18 protein-coding genes are annotated in these 21904 nt (G+C 55.3%); 8 read left to right on the forward strand and 10 right to left on the reverse strand.

What is annotated here, in order from left to right:
• Nucleotides 1-389: 389 nt before the first annotated feature.
• The 4 genes from FHC52_RS20030 (at nucleotide 390) to FHC52_RS20045 (ending at nucleotide 4837) form a co-directional block, all read left to right on the forward strand.
• Nucleotides 390-2513, forward strand: coding sequence for a bifunctional diguanylate cyclase/phosphodiesterase (locus tag FHC52_RS20030; RefSeq protein WP_008501262.1), 2124 nt, complete (start codon nucleotides 390-392; stop codon nucleotides 2511-2513).
• Between the two features lie 92 nt (nucleotides 2514-2605).
• On the forward strand, nucleotides 2606-3841 hold the full coding sequence (locus FHC52_RS20035; protein WP_055322389.1) for a sensor domain-containing diguanylate cyclase: 1236 nt from the start codon (nucleotides 2606-2608) through the stop codon (nucleotides 3839-3841).
• 74 nt (nucleotides 3842-3915) lie between these two features.
• Nucleotides 3916-4056 carry an Ecr family regulatory small membrane protein gene (locus tag FHC52_RS20040; RefSeq protein ID WP_021240268.1) on the forward strand — a complete coding sequence of 47 codons (141 nt, stop codon included), beginning with the start codon at nucleotides 3916-3918 and terminating at the stop codon, nucleotides 4054-4056.
• A gap of 217 nt (nucleotides 4057-4273) precedes the next feature.
• Nucleotides 4274-4837 (forward strand): DJ-1/PfpI family protein, encoded by a 564-nt coding sequence (locus FHC52_RS20045; RefSeq protein WP_008501260.1) that lies wholly within the window; start codon nucleotides 4274-4276, stop codon nucleotides 4835-4837.
• An 89-nt stretch (nucleotides 4838-4926) separates the two neighbouring features.
• Here FHC52_RS20045 and FHC52_RS20050 read toward each other — a convergent pair whose 3' ends face one another.
• Nucleotides 4927-6543 carry an ABC transporter substrate-binding protein gene (locus FHC52_RS20050; protein WP_023327607.1) on the reverse strand — a complete coding sequence of 539 codons (1617 nt, stop codon included), beginning with the start codon at nucleotides 6541-6543 and terminating at the stop codon, nucleotides 4927-4929.
• A gap of 185 nt (nucleotides 6544-6728) precedes the next feature.
• On the opposite strand from FHC52_RS20050, the gene mpaA reads away from it, so the two are divergent.
• Nucleotides 6729-7442, forward strand: coding sequence for a murein tripeptide amidase MpaA (gene mpaA / locus FHC52_RS20055; RefSeq protein WP_023327608.1), 714 nt, complete (start codon nucleotides 6729-6731; stop codon nucleotides 7440-7442).
• Here the strand turns inward: mpaA and ycjG are convergent.
• Nucleotides 7433-8398, reverse strand: coding sequence for an L-Ala-D/L-Glu epimerase (gene ycjG, locus FHC52_RS20060; protein ID WP_129344592.1), 966 nt, complete (start codon nucleotides 8396-8398; stop codon nucleotides 7433-7435). The genes mpaA and ycjG overlap by 10 nt on opposite strands.
• A gap of 107 nt (nucleotides 8399-8505) precedes the next feature.
• Between ycjG and tpx the strand changes: the two genes are divergently transcribed.
• Both tpx and FHC52_RS20070 read left to right on the forward strand, forming a co-directional pair.
• Entirely contained in the window at nucleotides 8506-9012 is a 507-nt protein-coding gene (tpx, locus tag FHC52_RS20065) for a thiol peroxidase (protein WP_008501256.1), read from the forward strand.
• 275 nt (nucleotides 9013-9287) lie between these two features.
• The gene (locus FHC52_RS20070) at nucleotides 9288-10496 is read left to right on the forward strand and encodes an aldose 1-epimerase family protein (RefSeq protein ID WP_045410353.1); all 1209 of its coding nucleotides are present in this window, start codon (nucleotides 9288-9290) and stop codon (nucleotides 10494-10496) included.
• 37 nt (nucleotides 10497-10533) lie between these two features.
• Here the strand turns inward: FHC52_RS20070 and tyrR are convergent, their stop codons facing one another.
• The 3 genes from tyrR to FHC52_RS20085 form a co-directional block, all read right to left on the reverse strand.
• On the reverse strand, nucleotides 10534-12075 hold the full coding sequence (gene tyrR, locus FHC52_RS20075) for a transcriptional regulator TyrR (RefSeq protein WP_032652110.1): 1542 nt from the start codon (nucleotides 12073-12075) through the stop codon (nucleotides 10534-10536).
• A gap of 112 nt (nucleotides 12076-12187) precedes the next feature.
• Complete coding sequence (locus FHC52_RS20080) at nucleotides 12188-13240, reverse strand: YcjF family protein (protein ID WP_220420223.1); 1053 nt, start codon at nucleotides 13238-13240, stop codon at nucleotides 12188-12190.
• Complete coding sequence (locus FHC52_RS20085; RefSeq protein ID WP_039024915.1) at nucleotides 13237-14634, reverse strand: YcjX family protein; 1398 nt, start codon at nucleotides 14632-14634, stop codon at nucleotides 13237-13239. Before FHC52_RS20085 ends, FHC52_RS20080 begins: the two co-directional genes overlap by 4 nt.
• A 155-nt stretch (nucleotides 14635-14789) precedes the next feature.
• Here FHC52_RS20085 and FHC52_RS20090 point away from each other — a divergent pair, with 155 nt between their 5' ends.
• Nucleotides 14790-15800 (forward strand): LacI family DNA-binding transcriptional regulator, encoded by a 1011-nt coding sequence (locus tag FHC52_RS20090; RefSeq protein ID WP_008501251.1) that lies wholly within the window; start codon nucleotides 14790-14792, stop codon nucleotides 15798-15800.
• A gap of 34 nt (nucleotides 15801-15834) precedes the next feature.
• Here FHC52_RS20090 and FHC52_RS20095 read toward each other — a convergent pair whose 3' ends face one another.
• The 5 genes from FHC52_RS20095 to FHC52_RS20115 all read right to left on the reverse strand — a co-directional run bounded on the left by FHC52_RS20095 (nucleotide 15835) and on the right by FHC52_RS20115 (nucleotide 21897).
• A complete protein-coding gene (locus FHC52_RS20095) occupies nucleotides 15835-16749 on the reverse strand; it encodes an OmpG family monomeric porin (RefSeq protein WP_008501250.1) in 915 nt (304 codons plus the stop codon).
• Nucleotides 16750-16814: 65 nt separating this feature from the next.
• Nucleotides 16815-17897 (reverse strand): ABC transporter ATP-binding protein, encoded by a 1083-nt coding sequence (locus tag FHC52_RS20100; RefSeq protein WP_023327612.1) that lies wholly within the window; start codon nucleotides 17895-17897, stop codon nucleotides 16815-16817.
• Between the two features lie 13 nt (nucleotides 17898-17910).
• Nucleotides 17911-18576, reverse strand: a complete 666-nt coding sequence (gene pgmB, locus FHC52_RS20105; protein ID WP_220420224.1) for a beta-phosphoglucomutase — start codon at nucleotides 18574-18576, stop codon at nucleotides 17911-17913.
• Nucleotides 18566-20845, reverse strand: coding sequence for a glycoside hydrolase family 65 protein (locus tag FHC52_RS20110; protein WP_220420225.1), 2280 nt, complete (start codon nucleotides 20843-20845; stop codon nucleotides 18566-18568). The genes pgmB and FHC52_RS20110 overlap by 11 nt, the downstream gene beginning before the upstream one ends.
• On the reverse strand, nucleotides 20839-21897 hold the full coding sequence (locus FHC52_RS20115; protein WP_126288971.1) for a Gfo/Idh/MocA family protein: 1059 nt from the start codon (nucleotides 21895-21897) through the stop codon (nucleotides 20839-20841). Before FHC52_RS20115 ends, FHC52_RS20110 begins: the two co-directional genes overlap by 7 nt.
• Nucleotides 21898-21904 lie beyond the last annotated feature (7 nt).

Raw genomic sequence — 21904 nt, forward strand, 5'->3', positions numbered from 1 at the left:
GCCCTAACAGGATCCCGGTCATCTCAAAATTGGTGTTAGTGTTAGACATATATTCAAGCCTATCTCTTATCTGGAGATACAGCTACTGTCTGGTGTTTCAGGGGGCTACATCAGCCGCCACGTTAAGCGATACCATCCGCTGCGGCGAACCGATACAATCGCCGTTATATTTAAGGAGCTTTGCTACTTTTATTCGCTCTTGTTTAGCAATGCTTAATACGTTAACAAAGAGAATATATTTTATATTCTTAATGCGATGTAGAGTATTAATATGACTGGTCATGCTTCACGATAAATAACTAATATTGTTTGAATGCGCATGTTCGTTGCCAGATTAAGATGTGCCCGGCAGGCGAAATCGGTAACCCTCTCAGGCGTGGGATTGCATAATGCTCAATATATCGTGGGACCCTGTGTTAATCGCTATCTCTTATCTGGTGGCATTTATCGCCTCCTTTGTGGCGCTGGACAGTGCCGGAAAGATCCCCCTTTCCAGCCGAAAGGCTGCCCTGTTCTGGCGCATTGCCGGGGGTATGACGCTGGGGATCGGCATCTGGTCGATGCACTTTATCGGCATGCTGTCGATGCAGATGCCGATGATGATGCGCTATGACCTCTGGTTAACCCTTGCGTCTCTGGGCGTCGCGATTATTGCGTCGACTACGGCCCTTGATATTGCCGTCGCGGGAAAAAAACGTTCTTCGTTTCGACCGATCGTTGCCACGGCTATCCTGAGCGCAGGCGTGGTATCTATGCACTATATCGGTATGGCTGCCCTGATGCTGGATGGCAGCATTATCTGGGATCGCCGCATTGTGGGGTTGTCCGTGGTCATTGCCGTGGTGGCGTCCGGCACGGCGCTGTGGCTGGCTTTCCGCCTGCGAGACAAAGGGGTTTTTATCGAGCGCCTTCTCGCCGCCCTGGTCATGGGTGCCGCCATTTGTGCGATGCACTATACCGGCATGAGCGCTGCGCATTACCCGGAAATGTCGCATACCCTCCCCGGCGGGATCGGCGAGCTGGGGTTATCCATCTGGGTTTCTGTCACCACGCTCTGCCTGCTTGGCGTGATGTTAATTATTTCCCTTATCGATTCTCACCGTCGCACCGGCCGGCTGACGGATAATCTTCGACAACTCAATCGGCAGCTTGAGCTCCAGGCGCGCTTTGATGCGCTCACCGGACTCGCGAATCGCCATCAGATGGATCTCCGCATGCAGGACTGCCTGCGCAGCGCGTTGCTGAGCAACAGGCAATTTGCCGTTATTTTCCTGAACGTCGATCACTTCAAACGCGTCAACGATACCTGGGGTCACAGCGTCGGCGATGAGTTATTGATCACCGTTGCACAGCGCATCACTTCCCGGCTCTCGCGTGAAATGACCCTGGCAAGGCTGGGAGGAGACGCTTTTATCCTGCTGGTGCCGGAATGTGACGACGACAAACTCAACGCCCTGCTCGCGTCGCTGCTCGAGGATGTGCGACGTCCTCTTTCGATCTGTGGTCATACGCTTAACACGACAATGAGTGCGGGCGTCAGCCTCTATCCTCAGGATGGCGAGACGCTGCATGAACTGAAACTCAAAGCTGATGCAGCCCTGCATCACGTCAAAGACGACGGCCGCAACGGCTGGGCGCGTTACAGAACCGAGATGTCGACAGCAATCCCGGCAAAACCCGGTTTTCTTCAGGAGCTCTCTCAGGCGCTTGAGCGCGATCAGTTTGAACTGTGGTACCAGCCAACCTGGTATGCGCAAGAGAAGACTATCCATGGTTTTGAAGCCCTGCTGCGCTGGCGGCACCCTGAGCAAGGCGTTGTTCTGCCTGGTCTGTTTATCCCCTCGCTGGAGCAAACCGGCTTAATTATTCCGGTGGGCAACTGGGCCATTGAAGCGGCATGTCGACAGCTGCATTTCTGGACTGAACAAGGGTTCAGCCAGTGGACGTTATCGCTCAACTTATCCCCCGTCCAGTTCGAGCAGCCGGACATTTTCCACATCGTATCGTCGATGCTGGAAAAATATAACTTGTCCCCGTCCAGGCTGATCCTTGAGGTCACGGAGAGCACCGCGCTGAAAAATCTCGATCGCAGCATTGAGTTGCTCAACGCTTTTAATCATGCGGGGATCACCGTCTCGATTGATGATTTTGGTACGGGCTACTCCAACCTGCTGATGCTGAGCGTGCTGCCGGCAAAAGAGCTCAAGATCGACAAAAGCTTTGTAACGTCGATGCTGGAAAATGAAAAAACCTACAAGCTGGTTGAAACCATTATGAGTATCGCCCGCACCATGGAGATGAACGTGGTGGCAGAAGGGATTGAAACGGAAGAACAGCAGGCGGTTCTCACCCGTCTCGGCTGCGACTACCTGCAGGGTTACCTCTTCTCCCGCCCCTTACCTGCCGAACAGGTGCCGTGGCTGCTTCTGCAGATAAACTCAGAAAGGCAAATTATCCCCCTTAATAAAATTCAAACGGACGCCGCATTTATTTCACAAAAAAACCATGCCTGACGGGGTTTAGTAGAGTATGTTTCAAAGCAGAACACACGAGTCACGTCAGTCATGATTGTCAGGCGTATTAAGCCGATGAACAGGAAATGCCTATGTCGCAAAACGGTTTTGAAGCGCTGAACGTCATTAAAACACCCGTGTGGCTTATTTCACCCGTTTCGGAAGAGATCATTTTTGCGAACGTGGTCGCAACGCAGCTTATGGGAGATAAGACGCTCGATCAGCTGCGTAAAGGCATCTATTCCGCGAATGCACAAGCTCTCCTGTCGATGTATGTACCTGAACTGAAAACCGAGCAGGAGATCGTCGAAATCTGGACAATAAGAAGCCGGGATGGGCTGGATACGCCGTTAAGCTGTCGTCTCTCGCTTGCCCGTTACGCCCCCTGGGGAGATGTGATTGTCTTCGAGGGGATCGCCCAACATATCCTCTCAGGACTGAAGGCCAGCCGCTCCGCAACCTACCGGCGAAAAAAACAGGGGTTTTACGCCCGTTTTTTTCAGACCAACAGCGCGCCGATGCTGTTAATCGATCCTGCCCGCGATGGTCAGATTGTTGATGCCAACCTGGCTGCGCTCAATTTTTACGGTTACTCGCATGATGGTATGTGCAGCAAGCATACCTGGGAAATCAATACCCTGGGGCGAGACGTGATGCCCATTATGACTGCGATTGCCGCGCTGCCCGGCGGCCATAAGCCGCTCAACTTTGTTCACCGCCTTGCCGATGGTTCCACCCGCCATGTTCAGACGTATGCCGGACCCATTGAGATCTATGGTGACAAGCTGATGCTGTGCATCATCCACGATATCACCGAGCAAAAAAGACTGGAGCAAGAGCTGGAACATGCCGCGTTACGTGACTCCATGACCGGGTTACTCAACCGACGCCAGTTCTACGCGATTACCGACGCCAACAATCTGAATAATCGACCTGCCCAACAGCAGTTTAGCCTGCTGCTGGTGGACACCGATCACTTCAAAAACATCAACGACCTGTTTGGCCATTTGAAGGGCGATGAGGTGCTTATTGCCCTCTCCCGAACGCTGGAAGCCTGTAGTCGGGAGAACGACATGGTGTTCCGCTGGGGGGGCGAAGAGTTCGTCATCCTGCTGCCGCATACCTCACTCGACACCGCGTTGCAGATTGCCGAGTCGATCCGTGCAGCCGTTGCCCGCATTACGATTCCGGGCTTACCACGGTTTACCGTCAGCATTGGCGTGGCGCGACATAACCCGGGGGAGACGATTGATGAGCTGTTTAAGCGTGTAGACGATGCGCTGTATCGCGCTAAAAATGATGGGCGCAATAAAGTCCTTGCAGCATGAAACTGGAGTATACGGGAAAGCCCCGCTACAATGCCTGCCTCGAATAAATTAACGTCAGGTGGGTAAAATCTGCAATGGGCAAAACAGAAATAATACTCACCTTAATTATTTTGCTCCTTATTATATTTGGCTTCTGGTTTATTTTTAGCGGGGAAATCTGGTATCTCGTCGAGTTTCTCGAAAATAGTCTTTACCCGACCTTCGACGCCCCTTAACGCACGTTTAATATCGTGTTTCACCTACCGAATTTGTCAGGTATCTGCCAGCCTGACGGCCGCGTAAGATACGCGTCGTTATCCTCCAACTACGTTGATAACGAATCACTTATTCACTTGCTTATGTTGCCCGTGCTCTGACGGGCTTTTTTATTTCCGGCATTTCAGCCAAGCCAGGCTATATCTTAATCATCTTTAATGACAAGGGAGAGGAATGATGAGCAAGAAGATCCTGATGCTGGTGGGCGATTATGCCGAAGATTACGAAACCATGGTGCCTTTTCAGGCGTTACAGATGGTTGGTCATCAGGTGGATGCCGTCTGCCCCGACAAACCGAAGGGCGACTACATCATAACGGCAATCCATGATTTCGACGGCGCCCAGACCTATAGCGAAAAACCCGGTCACCGCTTTACCCTCAACGCCGATTTTTCCGCCGTAAAGGAGCAGGACTACGACGCGCTGCTCATCCCCGGCGGGAGAGCGCCCGAGTATCTGCGGCTAAATGAGGATGTGTTAAAGCTGGTACAGGCGTTTGACGCCGCGCGCAAACCGATTGCGGCGGTGTGCCATGGCCCGCAACTGCTCGCTGCCGCGGGCATCCTGAAAGGCCGTACCTGTAGCGCCTACCCGGCCTGTGCTCCTGAGGTCCGTCTCGCGGGGGGACACTATGCCACGATCGGCATCGATCAGGCACATGTCGACGGCAACCTGGTGACGGCTCCCGCGTGGCCCGCCCATCCGCAGTGGCTGGCGAAGTTTAATGCGTTGTTAGAATAATACGTCCCGGTCTTATCGCTGCCGGAAAGCACAGCGCGGTATCATCCATGGCAAAACTGGCGCTCACGTGCGCCAGTTCGCATTAACCATCAGTGCTTCTCAATATACATCGTCCGGCTATACGCCACGTCTTCCGGGTTATTAATCGGATACCCTTTCACCCACGGCTTAATCAGACGACCGTTGGTGTACTGGTAAATAGGCGCGATCGGCGCTTTCTCCATGAGGATTTTCTCCGCCATGTTGTAGTCCGTATTACGCGCTTTCGCCGTGGTTTCGAGCGTCGCCTGGTGGATTATTTTATCGTAAGCCGGGTCGTTGAAGCGCGAGATATTGCCGCTGTGGGTAGAGGTCAGCAGGGACAGGAAGGTCGAGGGCTCGTTGTAATCCCCCACCCATGACGCGCGGATCACATCAAAATTGCCGGTGTTGCGGCTGTCGATGTAGGTTTTCCACTCCTGATTTTGCAGCTTGACGTCCACACCGAGGTTTTTCTTCCACATGGACGCCACCGCAATGGCGATTTTCTGGTGGTTTTCCGACGTGTTGTACAGCAGGTTCAGCTTCAGCGGACGCTGAGGGCCGTAGCCTGCGGCCTGGAGCAAGGTTTTGGCCTGAGCGTTCAGCTCCTGCTGGGACATCTGCTCGAACGGCGAAGGTTCAGGCGTGAAGCCCGCCGTCACGTCAGGGGTAAAATGCCAGGCCGGTTTTTCGCCGGTACCCAGTACCTTATCCGCCATAATGCGGCGATCGATAGTCATGCTCAGCGCAAGACGGACCCGGGCATCGGCGGTCGGGCCCTTTTGCGTGTTAAACGCGTAGTAATAGGTCCCGAGCTGAGGCGGCGTATACACCTGGCCAGGAATATCCTTCAGGAGCTTCTGATACATGTTTTTCGGGAACGATTCGGTAATATCGATATCCCCTGCCAGATAGCGTTTCGTGGCGGACGATTCCTGATTAATCGGAATAAAGGTCACTTTTTGCAGGACAGTTTTCGCATTGTCCCAGTAGTGGGTGTTCGGCACGACAACCAGTTTTTCATTCACCACGCGCGCGTTCAGAACGTAGGCCCCGTTACCGACCAGCGCTCCTGGACGCGTCCACTCTTTCCCGCTTTCAACATTGGCTTTTTGCACCGGATAGAAGGCGAAGTTTGCCGTCAGGTTGCTAAACCACGGTAGCGGTTTATCCAGCTGGACGCGCAACGTTCTGGCATCCACCGCCGTCACGCCCAGGGTATCTGGCGACGCTTTACCATCAATAATGGCCTGAGCGTTGCTGATGCCTGCCAGCGCCGCAAACCAGGCAAACGGAGAGGTCGTTTTCGGATCAACCAGACGCTGCCAGCTGTAGACAAAATCCTGCGCGGTAACCGGCGTACCGTCAGACCATTTTGCGTTATCGCGCAGTGTGAACGTCCAGATTCGGTTATCGTTGCTCTGCCAGCGCGTCGCCACGCCCGGAGTCAGTTCCCCTTTCTCATTCTGATTTACCAGCCCTTCGAAAAGATCGCGAATCACCTGAATCTCTGGCAACCCCACCGCTTTTGCGGGATCGAGCGAAGCCGGTTCGTCTTTAATGTGTCTGACCAGCTCCTGTTTTTGCGCCAGCACCGTGCCCTGTGGCACATCAGCAGCGTATGAGAGTGAAGAGAGTCCGCACAGGCACAGTGCGGCAAAAAGACGCGAAACAGGATGCTTCATAAGATCCCCTTTAAAAAATTCAGGTAAAAAGCAGATGCGTAATTATTTGTTTCGACAGTAAGAAATGCAAACAACTTACGCCTGAATAGTGATTTAAGGCAATTCTCAGCCGTTAAGGAAACTATTTGATTAACAGCGGCTTTTGCACAACACTGCCTGTAGAGACTTCGTTATCAGGATATCGTATGGCAACCACCCGACCCCGCGCGGAACGCGGCGCCTTCCCTCCGGGCGCTGAACAATATGGCCGCTCATTTTTAGGCGCATCGCTGATCTGGTTCCCGGCCCCCGATGCCGATCGCGACAGCGGTTTGGTTATTGCCGGCACGCACGGAGATGAGAACTCGTCTGTCGTCACGCTCTCGTGCGCGCTGCGGACGCTGACCCCGGCATTGCGACGTCACCACGTGATTCTTGCCGTGAATCCGGACGGCTGTCAGCTTGGATTACGGGCGAATGCGCGAGGAATCGACCTGAACCGTAATTTCCCTGCGGCAAACTGGCGCGCAGGGGAAACGGTATATCGCTGGAACAGCTCAGCCGAGGAGCGGGACGTGGTGCTGCTCACGGGCGATAACCCCGGCTCGGAGCCGGAAACGCAGGCGCTGTGCCAGCTTATCCACAAGATCCACCCCGCCTGGGTTGTCTCCTTCCACGATCCGCTGGCCTGCATTGAAGATCCGCGCCACTCTGATCTGGGCGCATGGCTGGCCCAGGCGTTCGCCCTCCCGCTCGTCACCAGCGTGGGCTATGAGACACCCGGTTCATTCGGCAGCTGGTGCGCCGACTTAAGCCTGCCCTGCATCACCGCTGAGTTCCCGGCGATCTCCTCCGACGAAGCCAGCGAAAAATACTTAAAGGCAATGATGGATCTGTTGCGCTGGCAGCCTCAGAGGTGAAGTACGCCGCTGGTAAAATTAAGCGCCGGTGAAACGTCAACGGCCAGCCACGTCGGGCCATCCAGATCGGCGAAACGGACCTGATTGACCAGCGGCAGCGCCGCACCGATCGCCCGCGAGGTGCAAAGCATGCATCCCAGCATCAGGGCGAACCCCTGCGCCCGGGCGTCCGCCGCCAGGGCCAGGGCTTCAGTCAGTCCGCCAGTCTTGTCGAGCTTGATATTGACCATGTCATAGCTGCCCTTAAGCGCGCTCAAATTCTCGCGGGTATGACAGCTTTCATCCGCACAGACGGGCAACGGATGGATAAAATTCTTCAGCGCCGCATCCTCTTTTGCCGGCAGAGGCTGCTCCAGCATCGCCACGCCCAGATCGGCCAGCAGCTGGCATCGCGCGGCCAGCCCTTCGGGATGCCACGACTCGTTGGCGTCAACAATGAGCGTGGCTGACGGCACCGCCGAGCGAATGGCGACCATCCGCTCGCTGATCAGACGATCGTCGAGCTTCACTTTTAACAGCGTGGCCCCGGCGTCATAGAGCGCTTTCGCACTGGCGGCCATCTGCTCGGGCTCCCCAATCACGACCGTTTGCGCGGTCACGATCGATTCCGGCACGGCCACGCCCAGCAATGACGTCAGCGATTTTTGCTGCTTAGCGGCTTCAAGGCTCCAGAGCGCACAGTCGATGGCGTTGCGCGCCGCCCCGGCGGATAAGCGCTGCTGTAACGCCTCGCGCGTGAGGCCTTTTTGCAGGTCAGGTACCAGGGTCATGATCTGCGCCATCACGGATGGCAGACTTTCCCCATAGCGCGGGTAAGGCGTACATTCCCCGACGCCTTTAAACCCCTCTTCTTCGATTTCAACCACAACCACGCTGGCTTCACTTCGGCTGCCGCGAGAGATCACAAACGGGGTATGCAATGGCCAGGCTTCTTCATAGACCTTAACGCTTCTCATCACTGACTCCTTGCGGCCCGGAAAGGCGAAAAATTTGGTTTGCCGTGTTATCTGCTGATGGCATACACTAGCCACGACGTTAACTATATGTAAACAGGAAGATATCTATGTCACAACTCGTTCATTTCCAGGGCAACCCGGTTGCTGTAGCAGGTTCCATTCCGCAGGCTGGCAGCAAAGCGCAGGCTTTTACTCTGGTGGCTAAAGATCTGTCTGACGTCACACTGGCTCAGTTTGCGGGCAAACGCAAAGTACTGAACATTTTCCCAAGCATTGATACCGGCGTTTGTGCCGCATCCGTGCGTAAATTCAACCAGCTGGCGACTGAAATGGACAATACCGTGGTGCTGTGCATTTCCGCTGACCTGCCGTTTGCCCAGTCCCGTTTCTGCGGTGCCGAAGGCCTGAGCAACGTTATCACCCTTTCCACCCTGCGCAGCGCTGATTTCCTCGAGAACTACGGCGTCAGCATCGCGGAAGGCCCACTGAAGGGTCTGGCAGCACGTGCTGTACTGGTTCTGGACGAAAACGACACTGTCGTTTTCAGCGAACTGGTTAACGAAATCACCACCGAGCCGGACTACACTGCCGCGCTGGACGTGCTGAAAGCATAATAAGTCCTTAGCATTCTATACAACTTATTCTCAACCTCGCCACGGCGGGGTTTTTTATTAGAAAATAGCTGAATCGTTAAAGCCAAAATATTCATCGATCACAAAAATCATGCAATAAAGACAGCAAAATGTAACTTCTGCGTGATCATTAACGCATTCTAATTGTTAAAATCACCTAATTTTAACCTCAGTGAAGCCCATCACATTTCCCTTTTTGTCTAAACATTAGATTTGCTTACGAAAGTAAATAATCGTTTCAGCAAAAAGGATAAACTATGAAGATCAAATTCGCTTTTACGCTCCTGGCGGTCCTGGTTTCTGGCCATGCCGCGGCTAAAACCTGGGTGCTGACAAGTGCTGAAAGCAGCGTAGAGAAAGGAAACTGGAAGATTTCCAGTGATGAGCTGAAAGTTAAAGATCAGACGTTCAGCATTGAGCAAAAAGTCTTGCACGGCGGCAAGCAGGAAGGCAGTAAAGTCATCATTATTAGCAGTAAAGATGGCCTGACAATTACGCTGAGCCCGACCCGCGGCATGAACCTTCTGCACGTTGAAGGGTTTGGCACCCGACTGGGGTGGGATTCCCCCGTCAAAGAGGTCGTGAATCCGGCTTATATCAATCTTGAAAGCCGAAACGGTCTCGGCTGGCTGGATGGTTTCAACGAGATGATGGTGCGCTGTGGCTATGAGTGGACAGGTCATCCGGTCACGGCGGACGGGCAAATTTACACCCTGCATGGCAGGGCCGGGAATACCCCGGTATCACAGGTGGAAGTTGAGGTGGCGGATGCCGCCCCGCATGAGATCCGCGTTCGGGGTTTGATCAAAGAGAGCACGTTCAAAAAAGTGGATCTGCAGACCATGACCGAACTGCGCTACGTTCCCGGAACCAACCAGTTCAGCCTGCATGATGTTCTGACCAACCATGCCGATTACCCTCACGATTACCAAATCATCTATCACAGCAACTTCGGGACGCCGATCCTTGAAGAAGGCGCACGTTTCCTTGCGCCAGCGGCGAGCGTAAGCCCATTCAATGACTACGCCAAAGCGGGCGTTAACGACTGGCAAACCTATGCCGGGCCGACAAAAGGCTTTGATGAGATGGTCTTTAACATTCAGCCGCTCGCCGACAACAACCACGAAACGCTCGCGGCGGTGGTCAATAAAGCCGGCGATAAAGGCGCATCCATCCAGTTTGATACGCGCCAGCTGCCCGTGCTGACCTTATGGAAAAACACCGATACGCTGAAGCAGGGTTATGTCACGGGCATTGAACCGGGCACCAGCTACGCCTACCCCGTTACGATTGAACGCCAACAGAAGCGGGTTAAGCAGCTGCAGCCGGGTGCCAGCGCGCAGTTTGATCTGACCTATACCCTGCTCCACAGCCCGCAGCAGGTGAAAGAGGTCGAAAGCAGGATTGCGTCGATTCAGGGCGAGACAAAAACAGACATCGTTAACACGCCGTTGGCGAAGGAATAAAACAAAAGTAAAAAGCCTCTTTGCAGAGGCTTTTTAGTTATTCGTCACCTTTCTTATGATTCAAACCATACTCACGTAGCTTATTGGCGATCGCGGTGTGCGAGACGCCCAGGCGTTTTGCCAGTTTGCGGGTGCTGGGATAGCTGCGGTACAGCTGCGTCAGCACAGAACGCTCGAAACGGCTGGTGATGTCATCAAGCGACCCTTCCATCGCCTCTTCCCCTACCGATACCGTTCCGGCGTCGTAATCCGGCAACAGGATATCCTGCGGGCGCAGCTCATACCCTTCAAGCTGGGTCAGCGCACGATATACGGCGTTTTTGAGCTGACGAATGTTCCCCGGCCAGCCGTAGCGCATAAGCACCGTGCCCAGATCGGCAGACAGCTTCGGACGAGGAACCCCCTGCTCATCGGCAAAGCGGGCGACGAACAGCTCCGTAAGCGGCATAATGTCCTGCGGACAATCGCGCAGCGGCGGAATATTCAGCGTCAGGACGTTAAGGCGGTAATAGAGATCCTCGCGGAAGATCCCCTTTTGCACCAGTTCCACCAGGTTCTTCTGGGTGGCGCAAATGACGCGCACGTCCACATGCACTTCGTGATCCTCACCGACGCGGCGGAACGTGCCGTCGTTCAGGAAACGCAGCAGCTTAGCCTGCATACGCGGCGACATTTCGCCGATCTCGTCCAGCAGTACGGAACCGCCGTTAGCCTGCTCGAAGAACCCTTTCTTGCCCTCCGGCGCGTGACCAAACAGCTCGCTTTCAACGGCATCTTCCGGGATAGAGGCACAGTTAAGTGCCAGATAAGGCTTAGCCGCACGCGGGCTCGCCAGATGCACGGCGTGAGCCAGCAGGTCTTTCCCGGTGCCGGTATCGCCGGTAATCAGCAGCGGCGCGGTCAGGCTTGCGAGCTTACGCGCCTGATCAACCACATGACGCATTTTCGGGCTGACGGCAATAATCTGGCTGAACGCGCCAACGTCCTGACTGGAGAGGTTTTGCAGCTGACGACCCATGCGTAGCGTCGAGCGCAGCATGATCACCGCCCCGGTCAACACGCGGGTATTCCCTTCCCCTTTCAGATAGACCGGCGTGATCTCCATCAGGAAATTCTGCCCGTTAATCACCACATGCTCGCTGTGCGTGTTCTGCGGGTTGCTGTCCAGCCAGCGCTGGAAGTTAAAACCGGGGATCAGCTGCGCGGCGTTATGATTGCTCAGCTTCTCCTGGCTCTGCGCGAAAAGCTGGCAGCTCGCGTGGTTAACGCGCTCAACTTTGCTTTTCAAATCCAGAGAGAGGAACGGTTCAGGCATGGCTTCCAGCAGCGCGCTCAGCGCCAGGTGCTCACGCTCGGACGGCATCCAGGGAATGGTGCGTACATCCGTAACGCCAGCGATACGGCGGATTTCCGCCATCAGGCTGCTGAAGGTATTAAATTCAATTTCGGCAAAATTGAGGTAAATTCGCCCGACAGGATCGATCTCAATGCCACGTAAATCAATGCTACGTAAAACAAGAAGATCGAGTAATTCGCGGGTCAGACCGAGACGGTCTTCACAGAAGACTTCAAGACGCATGGGAAATTCACCGTTTTAAGCCAATAACAGTAAAATGATATGTCAGAACACGGTGATCGGGAAGATGGCTGTCAACAAATATTGACAGCCAGCACGATTAGTGAACACAACCTCACGGCGAAGGTTTTTTATTGAGCGTCTCTTTGAGCTGGCCGATCAGTTCACGCCTGAAATCCCCCAGCCGGGGCTTATCGCCGTCAATCCAGGGCAGCGGACGGCAGACTTCCATCGCTTTAATCCCCAGGCGTGCGGTTAATAATCCCGCACCGATGCCCTGAGCCGCACGGGCAGAAAGACGCGCCGCCAGATCCTGCGACATCCAGTCCATGCCCACTTCGCGCACCAGCTCACTCGCCCCGGCAAACGCGATATTGAGCAGGACCAGCTTAAACAGTCTGATCCGACTGTAGTAACCCAGCTCTATGCCGTAAAGGTTCGCAATACGGTTGATCAGGCGCAGGTTACGCCAGGCGATAAAAGCCATATCGACCAGCGCCAGCGGGCTGACGGCAATCATCAATGTGGATTCCGCCGCAGAACGGCTGATTTCGCGCCGCGCCTGAGCATCCAGCACCGGCTGTACCATGTGGGAATAGAGCGTCACCACTTCCCGGTCATTCTGAGTTTCATGGATGGCGGCATACCAGCGCTGAAGCGCCGGATGCGACTGATCGATTCCGGCCTGGCTGGCCAGCTTTTCACAGAACGCGCGCCCTTTCCCGCTGCCGTGACTGTGGAGCAGATCCCGCGCTTCATCACGCTCGTGCGCGCGCTGTCGCAGACGCCAGAGTCGACGCCATTCGGTGGCAACCGACCCGACGCCAGCCCCCACAATCAGCGCGCCTGCGGCACATCCGCCCAGCGCGACCCAGTCCTGCGTGTGCCAGGCATTCATCGTCCACTGCACGCCCTGACCCACCACGCTTACGCCAAACAGCGCCAGACCGGCGGTGACCATCCTGCGCCACAGGCTGCGTTTTGGACGCAGCGCGGCGTCCACGACCGCCTCCGCCGGACCATCCTCAACAACCGGCTCGTCCTGCAGCGCCGGGGCAAAGTTATCGGCCTGGGTACCGCTGAACGTCTGCGCCGTTTTGAACGCCTCCTGAGGGTTCTGCTCAAGCGTTCCGGTAAAGTCAATGCGCGGTTTTAACGGTTCCGTCATCGCAACTTATCTCCAATCAAAAACTCCAGTGCCGCATCCAGACGGATGTGCGGTAAAGGCCTGTCGACGCTCATGGCCTGCGGGCGGAAGGCTTCAAACTGGAAGCCCTGATTCTGCCAGAAGGCCTGACCCGGCAGTCGCGCAGGCACTTCGCCTGGGTAGACAGTAAGCGGTTCACCGTCGCTGAGCCGGTTCCCGCGTAATGCCGGTATTTTCTCGCCGTTAAGGTCAATTAGCCCGCTTTGCGTCGCCTGCACCGACGCGAGCCCAAGGCAATCCATGCCGATCCCTTCGAAGGCGGCGTTTTGCCAGGCGTCCTGTACCAGCTGCTGTAGCAGCGACACCATATTGGCATGCTGGTCGACGGTGACGTGATCGGCTTTTGTGGCCGCAAAGAGCAGTTTATCGATCACCGGTGAGAAAAGACGGCGGAACAGCGTCCGCTGCCCGTAGTGAAAACTTTGCATCAGCTGCGTCAGGGCAAGGCGCATATCGTTGAATGCCTGTGGCCCGCTGTTGAGCGGCTGCAGACAATCCACCAGCACTATCTGGCGGTCAAATCGTAAAAAGTGGTTCTTATAGAATCCCTTGACCACCTTCTCACAGTAGTAATGGTAGCGCTCGCGCAGCATACCGGCGTTAGTATGCTTATCCGCCTGCGCCAGCGTCGACTCGCCCACCCCATCCACATCCGGCCAGGGGAAAAACTGAAGCGCAGGCGCGCCCGCTAAATCACCCGGCAGAACAAAGCGCCCCGGCTGAATGAAGTGTAACCCTTCCTGTTTACACTGGTGTAAATACGCCGTCCAGGCGTCGGCAATGGCCGCCAGACGGTTTTCATCTGCTGGCGCAAGCGGGTCCAGCCCTTCGCACAGCTGTCGCCATTTGGCCGACCACCCGGCGCGTTGCCCCTGCAGCAATCCCGTCATCTGGCGTGACCAGCTGAGGTAATCCTGCGCCAGCATCGGCAGGTCGAGCAGCCATTCGCCGGGGTAATCGACGATTTCAAGGTATAACGTGGAGGTATCCTTGAAATGGCGCATCAGGGATTCATTCGAGCGGAAACGCAGCGCAAGGCGAATTTCACTGACCCCTCGCGTCGGCGTCGGCCACGCGGGCGGGTCGCCATAAAGCTGTGCCAGCCCTTCGTCATAGGTAAAACGGGGAATACCAAAATCACGCTGTGGAACGCGCTTAACGCCCAGCAGACGCTCTTCCCGCACCGCGCCAAGCAACGGCAGACGCGCCCCGGCGTGCAGGTTCAGGAGCTGGTTCACCATCGCGGTGATAAACGCCGTCTTACCGCTTCGGCTCAACCCCGTCACCGCCAGTCGCAGATGACGGTCAACGCCGCGGTTTACCAGTGAATTGATTTCGTTTTTAAGTCGCTTCATCGCCGTCCTTCGTTGCCTGGAAGCCTTGAATGCATGGCTTCAGAATACAATAAATGGGGGCAGATCGTTGATTATCAATTCTTATTTATTGCTATTGCCGTTTTTTCTCCAGTAAGATGAACGCCATTGCTGTCAGTCCTGAGTGAGTAAGGTGTATGTCACCCACCATTTATGATATCGCACGGGTTGCGGGCGTATCGAAATCAACCGTTTCCCGCGTTCTGAATAAACAAACGAATATTTCTCCTGAAGCGCGTGACAAAGTGCTGAAGGCGATTGACGAATTAAATTATCAGCCCAACAAACTGGCCCGTGCCCTGACCTCTTCAGGATTCGATGCCATTATGGTTATTTCGACCCGTTCAACCAAAACCACTGCCGGCAATCCTTTTTTCTCCGATGTTCTTCATGCCATTACGGCAAAAGCGGAAGAAGAAGGATTCGATGTTATTTTACAAACCTCAAAAAGCAGTGAAGACGATCTCCTGAAATGCGTGAGTAAAATAAAACAGAAGATGATCAAAGGGATCATCATGCTGAGTTCACCCGCAAATGAATCCTTTTTCACCACGCTGGACGCGTATGGCGTACCGGTAGTGGTTATCGGCAAAGTGGAAGGTGAGTATCAGAATATTTATTCCGTCGACACGGATAATTTTCATGACAGCGCCACGCTGACGGAAACCTTTATCAAAAACGGCCGCCGGAAAATTGCCTGCCTGCATGCGCCGCTTGAATATCATGTTTCGATCGATCGCCTGGCGGGTTATAAAGCCAGTCTGGAAAAGCACCATATTGCGATTAACCCGGACTGGATCATGGATGGCGGTTATACCCATGAGAGTGCGCTTAAGGCGGCTCTGGAACTGCTCTCTTCACCCACGCCGCCTGATGCCGTATTTGCTACCGACAGCATGAAGTTACTCGGCCTTTATCGCGCGGCGGACGAGTTAAATCTGATGATACCGGAACAGGTGGTGATAGCCGGATACAGTGACCCGATGCTGTCTCTCATTTTAACGCCCGCACCAGGCGGCTTTGATATCCCCACCCGCAAACTGGGGGAAGAGAGCTGCGATCTTCTCTTCAGGCGTATTGCGGGTCACCCCGCCCCGCAAAAAGTGCTGGTTGATACCCATTTTTTACTGGCGGCCTCGCTGCGCTAAAACCAGGGGCGGTTAGCCCCTGGAGGACCCACGGTCAGAATGCGTAATTTACCCCAACGCCCGCATAGTGGAAGCGGTCGTTTTTACCCTCGTCATGGTTTTCCCATTCGTAGGCGTATTCAAGCGTCATGGATAAACCGTTGTTGAAGTCATAGGCGTACTGCATACCCAGACGGTTGAAATCATGTCCTTCACGCTCAGGATCGTCCTGCCAGTCCCAGTTCGACCAGCGATCGAGCCCCAGTCGGGTGTAAGGCGTTAAGGTCGTCTGACCCAATGAAATAGGCAGGTAGGCGCGAATTTCCTGAGTGGAGAACTCGCCGTTATTACGTGAACCGTCCATATTGAAACCGCGCTCTAAATAGTAATTCACTTTAGCGGCAAAGGTGTCGTTAATGGTCCAGGTAAAGCCCGTTTCGGTTTCGACGCGGCTGTCTGAATAGCCTGTTTTTTCCAGATCGTTGGCAAACTGATACATGGCAAACCAGCCGCCGAAACGCCAGTCGTCGGTTAATTTAATATCCCAGTCCGGCTGAATTTTGTAGCGCTGCATATTTGCGCTGCCGTCTCTGGCGCCGTGTTCATCCTTAAAGTGATAGCCATAATTACGGAAACCACCGGTCAGACCAAACGTGAAATCATCGGTACCAATAAAACGATAGCGTAACTCAAATTCCGGGCGATCGAAATAGGTCCCACGGGTCATGCTGCTATAATCAACCGGTCCTTCCTGATACATCGCCAGCGAAATAGTCCAGGCATCCCAGGTCGCATTAAACCACACGGAGGGTTCATATAATCCGTCTTTATCTTCTCCCTGGCCTTCGACGTTTTCAATTTCATACATCGCGCCAATATTAAATTCCCATTGTTTAGCCGTTTCTGTTGCATGTGCGCAGCTCACCCCTGCGCACAGCACGAGCGCAGCACTTTTTAGTAGAGTACTCATAAAATATTCCCTTTATAATTAACAAACAAAAAACCGGAAATTGGCATTTCCGGCAAACACCTTTCTTATCTAATAGCCGCTTCGGTATCGGCGTCGAAGAAATGGCACTTATTCATATCGAACTGGATGCCGATATTATCCCCTGCGGCATAATCATTCGCGGCTCCCGCGCGAACCACCAGCTCATGGCCGCCAACGGTGGCGTAGAGCATGAACTCTGCACCGGTCAATTCGGCTACGCTGACTTTCGCCGCGATATTTTCACCGCTACTCTGCTGGGTGAGAATATCTTCCGGGCGGATCCCAAAGACCACAGCTTTACGCTGATATCCAGCGGCCTGCAGTGCAGCAAGCTTGTTTTCCGGGATCGCCAGGCGCAGCGTTTCCGTGACGAAATAGCGGTCGTCGATGGCACCACGAACAAAGTTCATGGCTGGCGAGCCAATGAACCCCGCAACAAACATGTTTGCCGGCTCGTTGTATACCTGCTTCGGTGCACCGACCTGCTGAATAATGCCGTCTTTTAAGATCACAATACGGGTCGCCATCGTCATGGCTTCCGTCTGATCGTGGGTCACGTAAATCATCGTGGTATTGAGCTTCTGGTGAAGCTTGCTGATTTCAGCCCGCATCTGCACGCGAAGCTTGGCATCGAGGTTAGAGAGCGGTTCATCCATCAGGAACACGCCCGCTTCACGCACTATCGCCCTGCCCAACGCCACGCGCTGACGCTGGCCGCCGGACAGCGCGCCGGGTTTACGCTTGAGGTACTCCCGTAAGCCGAGGATTTGTGCGGCCCAGTTGACGCGCTCTTCGATAACCGCCGGAGCGATTTTCTGCATCTTCAGGCCAAACGCCATGTTGTCGTAGACCGTCATATGCGGGTAAAGCGCATAGTTCTGGAACACCATAGCGATGTCGCGTGACTTGGCGGGCACATCGTTCATACAAACGCCGTCGATCACCAGTTCACCGGCGGAAATCTCCTCCAGCCCGGCAATCATGCGCAGCGTCGTCGATTTACCGCAACCGGACGGGCCGACAAAAACGATAAACTCCTTGTCCTCGATTTCGAGGTTAAAATCCTTCACCACGTGGACCTGGTTATCGTAAATTTTCTGAATATGTTTCAGTGACAGTTGTGCCATTTTTAATTCCTTATCAATACGCCCGGGAGGCCCAGAAATCGGTCAGGCATTTCCAGGTCAGTTCCTGCGTTGAATGAAGCTGTAATCCCGCATGGGTCAGGCCTGAGCCAATCCCGACCGACAGCATGCCCGCCGCGTTGATCGCCGCCACGCCCGCGGGCGCATCTTCGACCCCAATGGCCGCCTCGGGGCGGACGTCCAGGCCTGCACACGCGGCGAGGAAGATCTCCGGGTCCGGTTTTGAACAGACGATACGGGAGGCATCGGCGCAAAAATCAAAGGCGTCATGAATACCCAGGGCATGCAGTATTCCAGGAGCGTTGAGGGAAACGGAGGCGAGCCCAATTTTGACCTTCGCCGCCCGAATGTCCGCCAGCACCTCCCGGATGCCCGGCAGCAGCGACGCCTCGGTCAACGACGACAGCGATGCGACGTAGAGCGCATTTTTCTTCCCCGCCAACGCCAGGCATTGTTTGTCGTCAAACGCCCCCTCTTTCCCACCGTGTCGCAGGATCCGCTGCAGGGATTCCATGCGGCTAATTCCCTTCAGCTCCTCGTTAAACACCTCATCGATAGTGATGCCGATCCCCTGCGCGACCGAACGCCAGGCGAGAAAGTGCAGATGTGCGGTATCGGTGATGACCCCATCAAGATCGAATACAACAGCTTCAGGCTTCATGGCTGGCCTCCGTGGTAGCGGTCCCATTAAAAGACGTAAGAAATTCCCTACGGGACAATGCCTGCCGCTCCGATACGCATACCGTTTTTCCCCACAGGGTTAACGTGACGGGCGCGGTGGTCTCGATGGTTAAAACGTCATTTTCAAACGTGAAGCGCAGGCGAGCGTTCTGCCAGCGCAGCGGGAAGGCAAGTTTTCGCCAGCGAGCGGGTAGCTTCGGCGCAAGGTGCAGCTCGCCCTCAACAATCTGCATGCCGGCAAACCCCTGAATAACGCCGGACCAGATAGCCCCCGTGGCAGCGGCATGAATGCCGTCATCGCTGCTGTGCGGATCGTCGCCCAGATCGATAGCCACGCCAGCGCGCCAGAAGGCGTAGGCCCCTTCCGTATCGCCACAGCGGGCGGCCACAATACCGTGAATAGCCTTGCTCAGCGAAGAGTCATGGATCGTACGTGGCTCGTAAAACGCCAGGTTGGCCGCGCACTGGGCGGGGGTAAATTTCTCAGGCAACAGGTAGTTAAGCATCACCACGTCAGCCTGCTTGAGGATCTGCATCTCGTTAACTTCCGCACGAGAGTAATCCAGCAGGATGGTCTGCTTACCCGCTTTGGCTTTATAGCGGCTTAAATCGATCGCCGGTTTCGCCATGAACGAATCGTCCTGCGGGATAACGCCCCCGGCGTCGGCTTCCGGCAGCCACAAGCGGGCCAGGAAGGTGGTCGCCTTCTCCATGAAGCAGGCATCTTCACGCTCAAACATCGACATAAACCGACATGCGCTGGCCACGTTGTACCAGGCCAGATAGTTGGTGTAGGCGTTGTTATTCACATGTTCGGTGTATTCGTCCGGCCCAATCACATCATGAATTTCCAGGCGCCCGTTAATCTCCGTAGCGCGGCCCATCCAGAACGTTGCCGTCTCCACCAGCAGGGTCAGCCCTTCATTGCGCATAAATGTGTCATCACGCGTGGCCTGCCAGTAGGCCACAACGGCCCAGGCAATGTCCGCCACGATGTGGTGTTCGGCCAGGGCGGAGGCCACTTTCTGCCGCATGCCCGTACGGATGTTGATAGCCGCAAATTCCGGCGTCTCCTCTTTGCCGCTCGCGGCGCTCTCCCACGGGAACAGCGCGCCAGGCCAGCCGTTGCGGCGGGCTTTTTCCCGGGCCCCGGCCAGGTTCAGCCAGCGATAGCGCAGCAGACTGCGGGCCACCTGCGGACGGGTGAAAAGATGGAAAGGCAGCATGAATATTTCGGTGTCCCAGAAGACGTGGCCTTTATACCCCTCGCCGGTCAATCCCTTAGCGGCAATGCTGCTCCGCTCATCATGGGCTGGCGTCATGGTGGTCAGATGCCAGACGGCATAGTCCAGCGCCATCTGATCGTCAGGAGCTGCAGAAGCCACTTCCACCCGGGCGTCACGCCATACGTCTTCCCATGCGCAGGCTGAACTCTCCAGCAGCGAGGCATATCCCCTTGCCGCACAAACCTTGAGATCCGCCAGCGCGCCGCGCGCGAAAGATTCCTGCGACAGGGCTTTATCGCTGCGATGGGCCACCCAGACCAACTTATCCAGCGTGACAGTGTCACCCTGCGGTATCGTCAGGGAATAGTGAGCAGAGAGCCGACGATTTTTAGCGGTAAAGCAGCTTTCGCTGTCGGCTGATAGCTGACAAAAAGCCGAGATAACAACGTCAGAGTCCCGGTCCTGTGTTTCATACACACCCTGCATATAGTGCTGGTCGAATACCCTGACTGAAATTTCATCCAGATGCTGACGGCCGGTATTGGTTTGTGTGGCATCAATACCGGTTTTCATCACCACCTGCGAGGCTGCGTCAAGCGGGGTGATCGCAAGCTGCATGGCCACAAGCGGCAGCTGATCCAGAGAGACAAAACGACGACTCTCCAGGCGATAGCGCTTTCCGTTGGGCGAGCGCCAGACAACGCGGCGATGCAGCTCGCCGTTGGCAAATGCCAGCTCGCGCTGCCACTCAAGAATGTCCCCGGACAGAAGGGTAAAATTCACCCCGTCCAGCTCAACCTCGATACCGGTGATATCGGGCAAATTGATCAGCTCAGTGGTCTCATTACGTCCCGCCTGGTGATACAAACCCGCAAGATACATCCCTCGGGTTTGCTGGGTGTAATCTTCTTCATGCGCAGCGCGAATGCCCATGTAGCCGTTACCGCATGCCATAATGGACGCGTACTTATTCAGACTGTGCGGACAAAAGCCCGGATCGGTTAATACAGACACGCTCAGCATAATGTTACGCTTTCTCCTGTTTCTGCCGACTGATAAAGCGCCGCGACAAGCTGCTGAATCACCAGCCCCTGTTCAGCATCTGCAATCATTACGGGCTCTCCCTGCACGTGGCGGACAAAGGCCTCCATGCTGCGTAAATGGCGCTGGTCGTCAGCCTCTTCACGCTGAACCAAGGTTTGTAACGTCCCGGCGTCATCCTGATAAACGTGGGCCGGGAAAAGCGTCGCCCCCGCTTTTTCACCGCAAAACGCGACATTCATGATCGACTGCTCGCGGATATTCAGCGCGAACGAGGTGTCCAGACGCAAAATGCCGCCGTTGCAGAATTCGATGGTGCCAAACAGGGCATCTTCCACCGTAAACTGAGCAGGATCCCACTCGCCAAACTGGCCGCTGCTTTTCCGGGTTCCCAGCCTCTGGAAACCGTGCGCCGTGACCCTTTTGACCGCCGGGAAACCCAGCACGTACATCGCGGCATCCAGCATGTGAATACCAATGTCAATCAGCGGCCCACCGCCCTGCAGCGCTTTATTGGTGAAGACGCCCCAGCCCGGCACGCCGCAGCGCCGCAGCGCCTGCGCCGAGGTGAAGTAGATTTCGCCCAGCGTTCCGTTCATCACGGCCTCGCGCAGCAGCTGCGTATCGAGCGCAAAGCGGTGATGGAAGTCATATGCCAGCACTTTGCCCGCCTTGCGGGCAGCGATCCGCATCTCGTCGGCCTCTTGCGGCGTCATGGCAGGCGGTTTTTCGCACATCACATGACAGCCGGCCTCCAGCGCTGCCATCACGTGCTCAAAATGGAATCGGTTTGGCGAACAAACGCTCACCACGTCCGGCTTAACCGCCTCCAGCATGGCGCACGCGTCCTGCCACGCCGACGGTATGGCATGGCGCTCCGCAAAAGCCTGTGCCTGTTCGAGGCGGCTGTCCATGACAGCCACCATCTGAACATCACTGCGCGTGGCGTAATACGAGGCATGCACTTTGTCCGCAACCTGCCCGGCGCCAATGATGGCGACGCGCAGTGGCGACGTTGTTGAAGCACTCATCACGCTCGTC

It is taken from the genome of Enterobacter sp. EC_64, assembly GCF_019584165.1.
Lineage (GTDB): Bacteria > Pseudomonadota > Gammaproteobacteria > Enterobacterales > Enterobacteriaceae > Enterobacter > Enterobacter roggenkampii.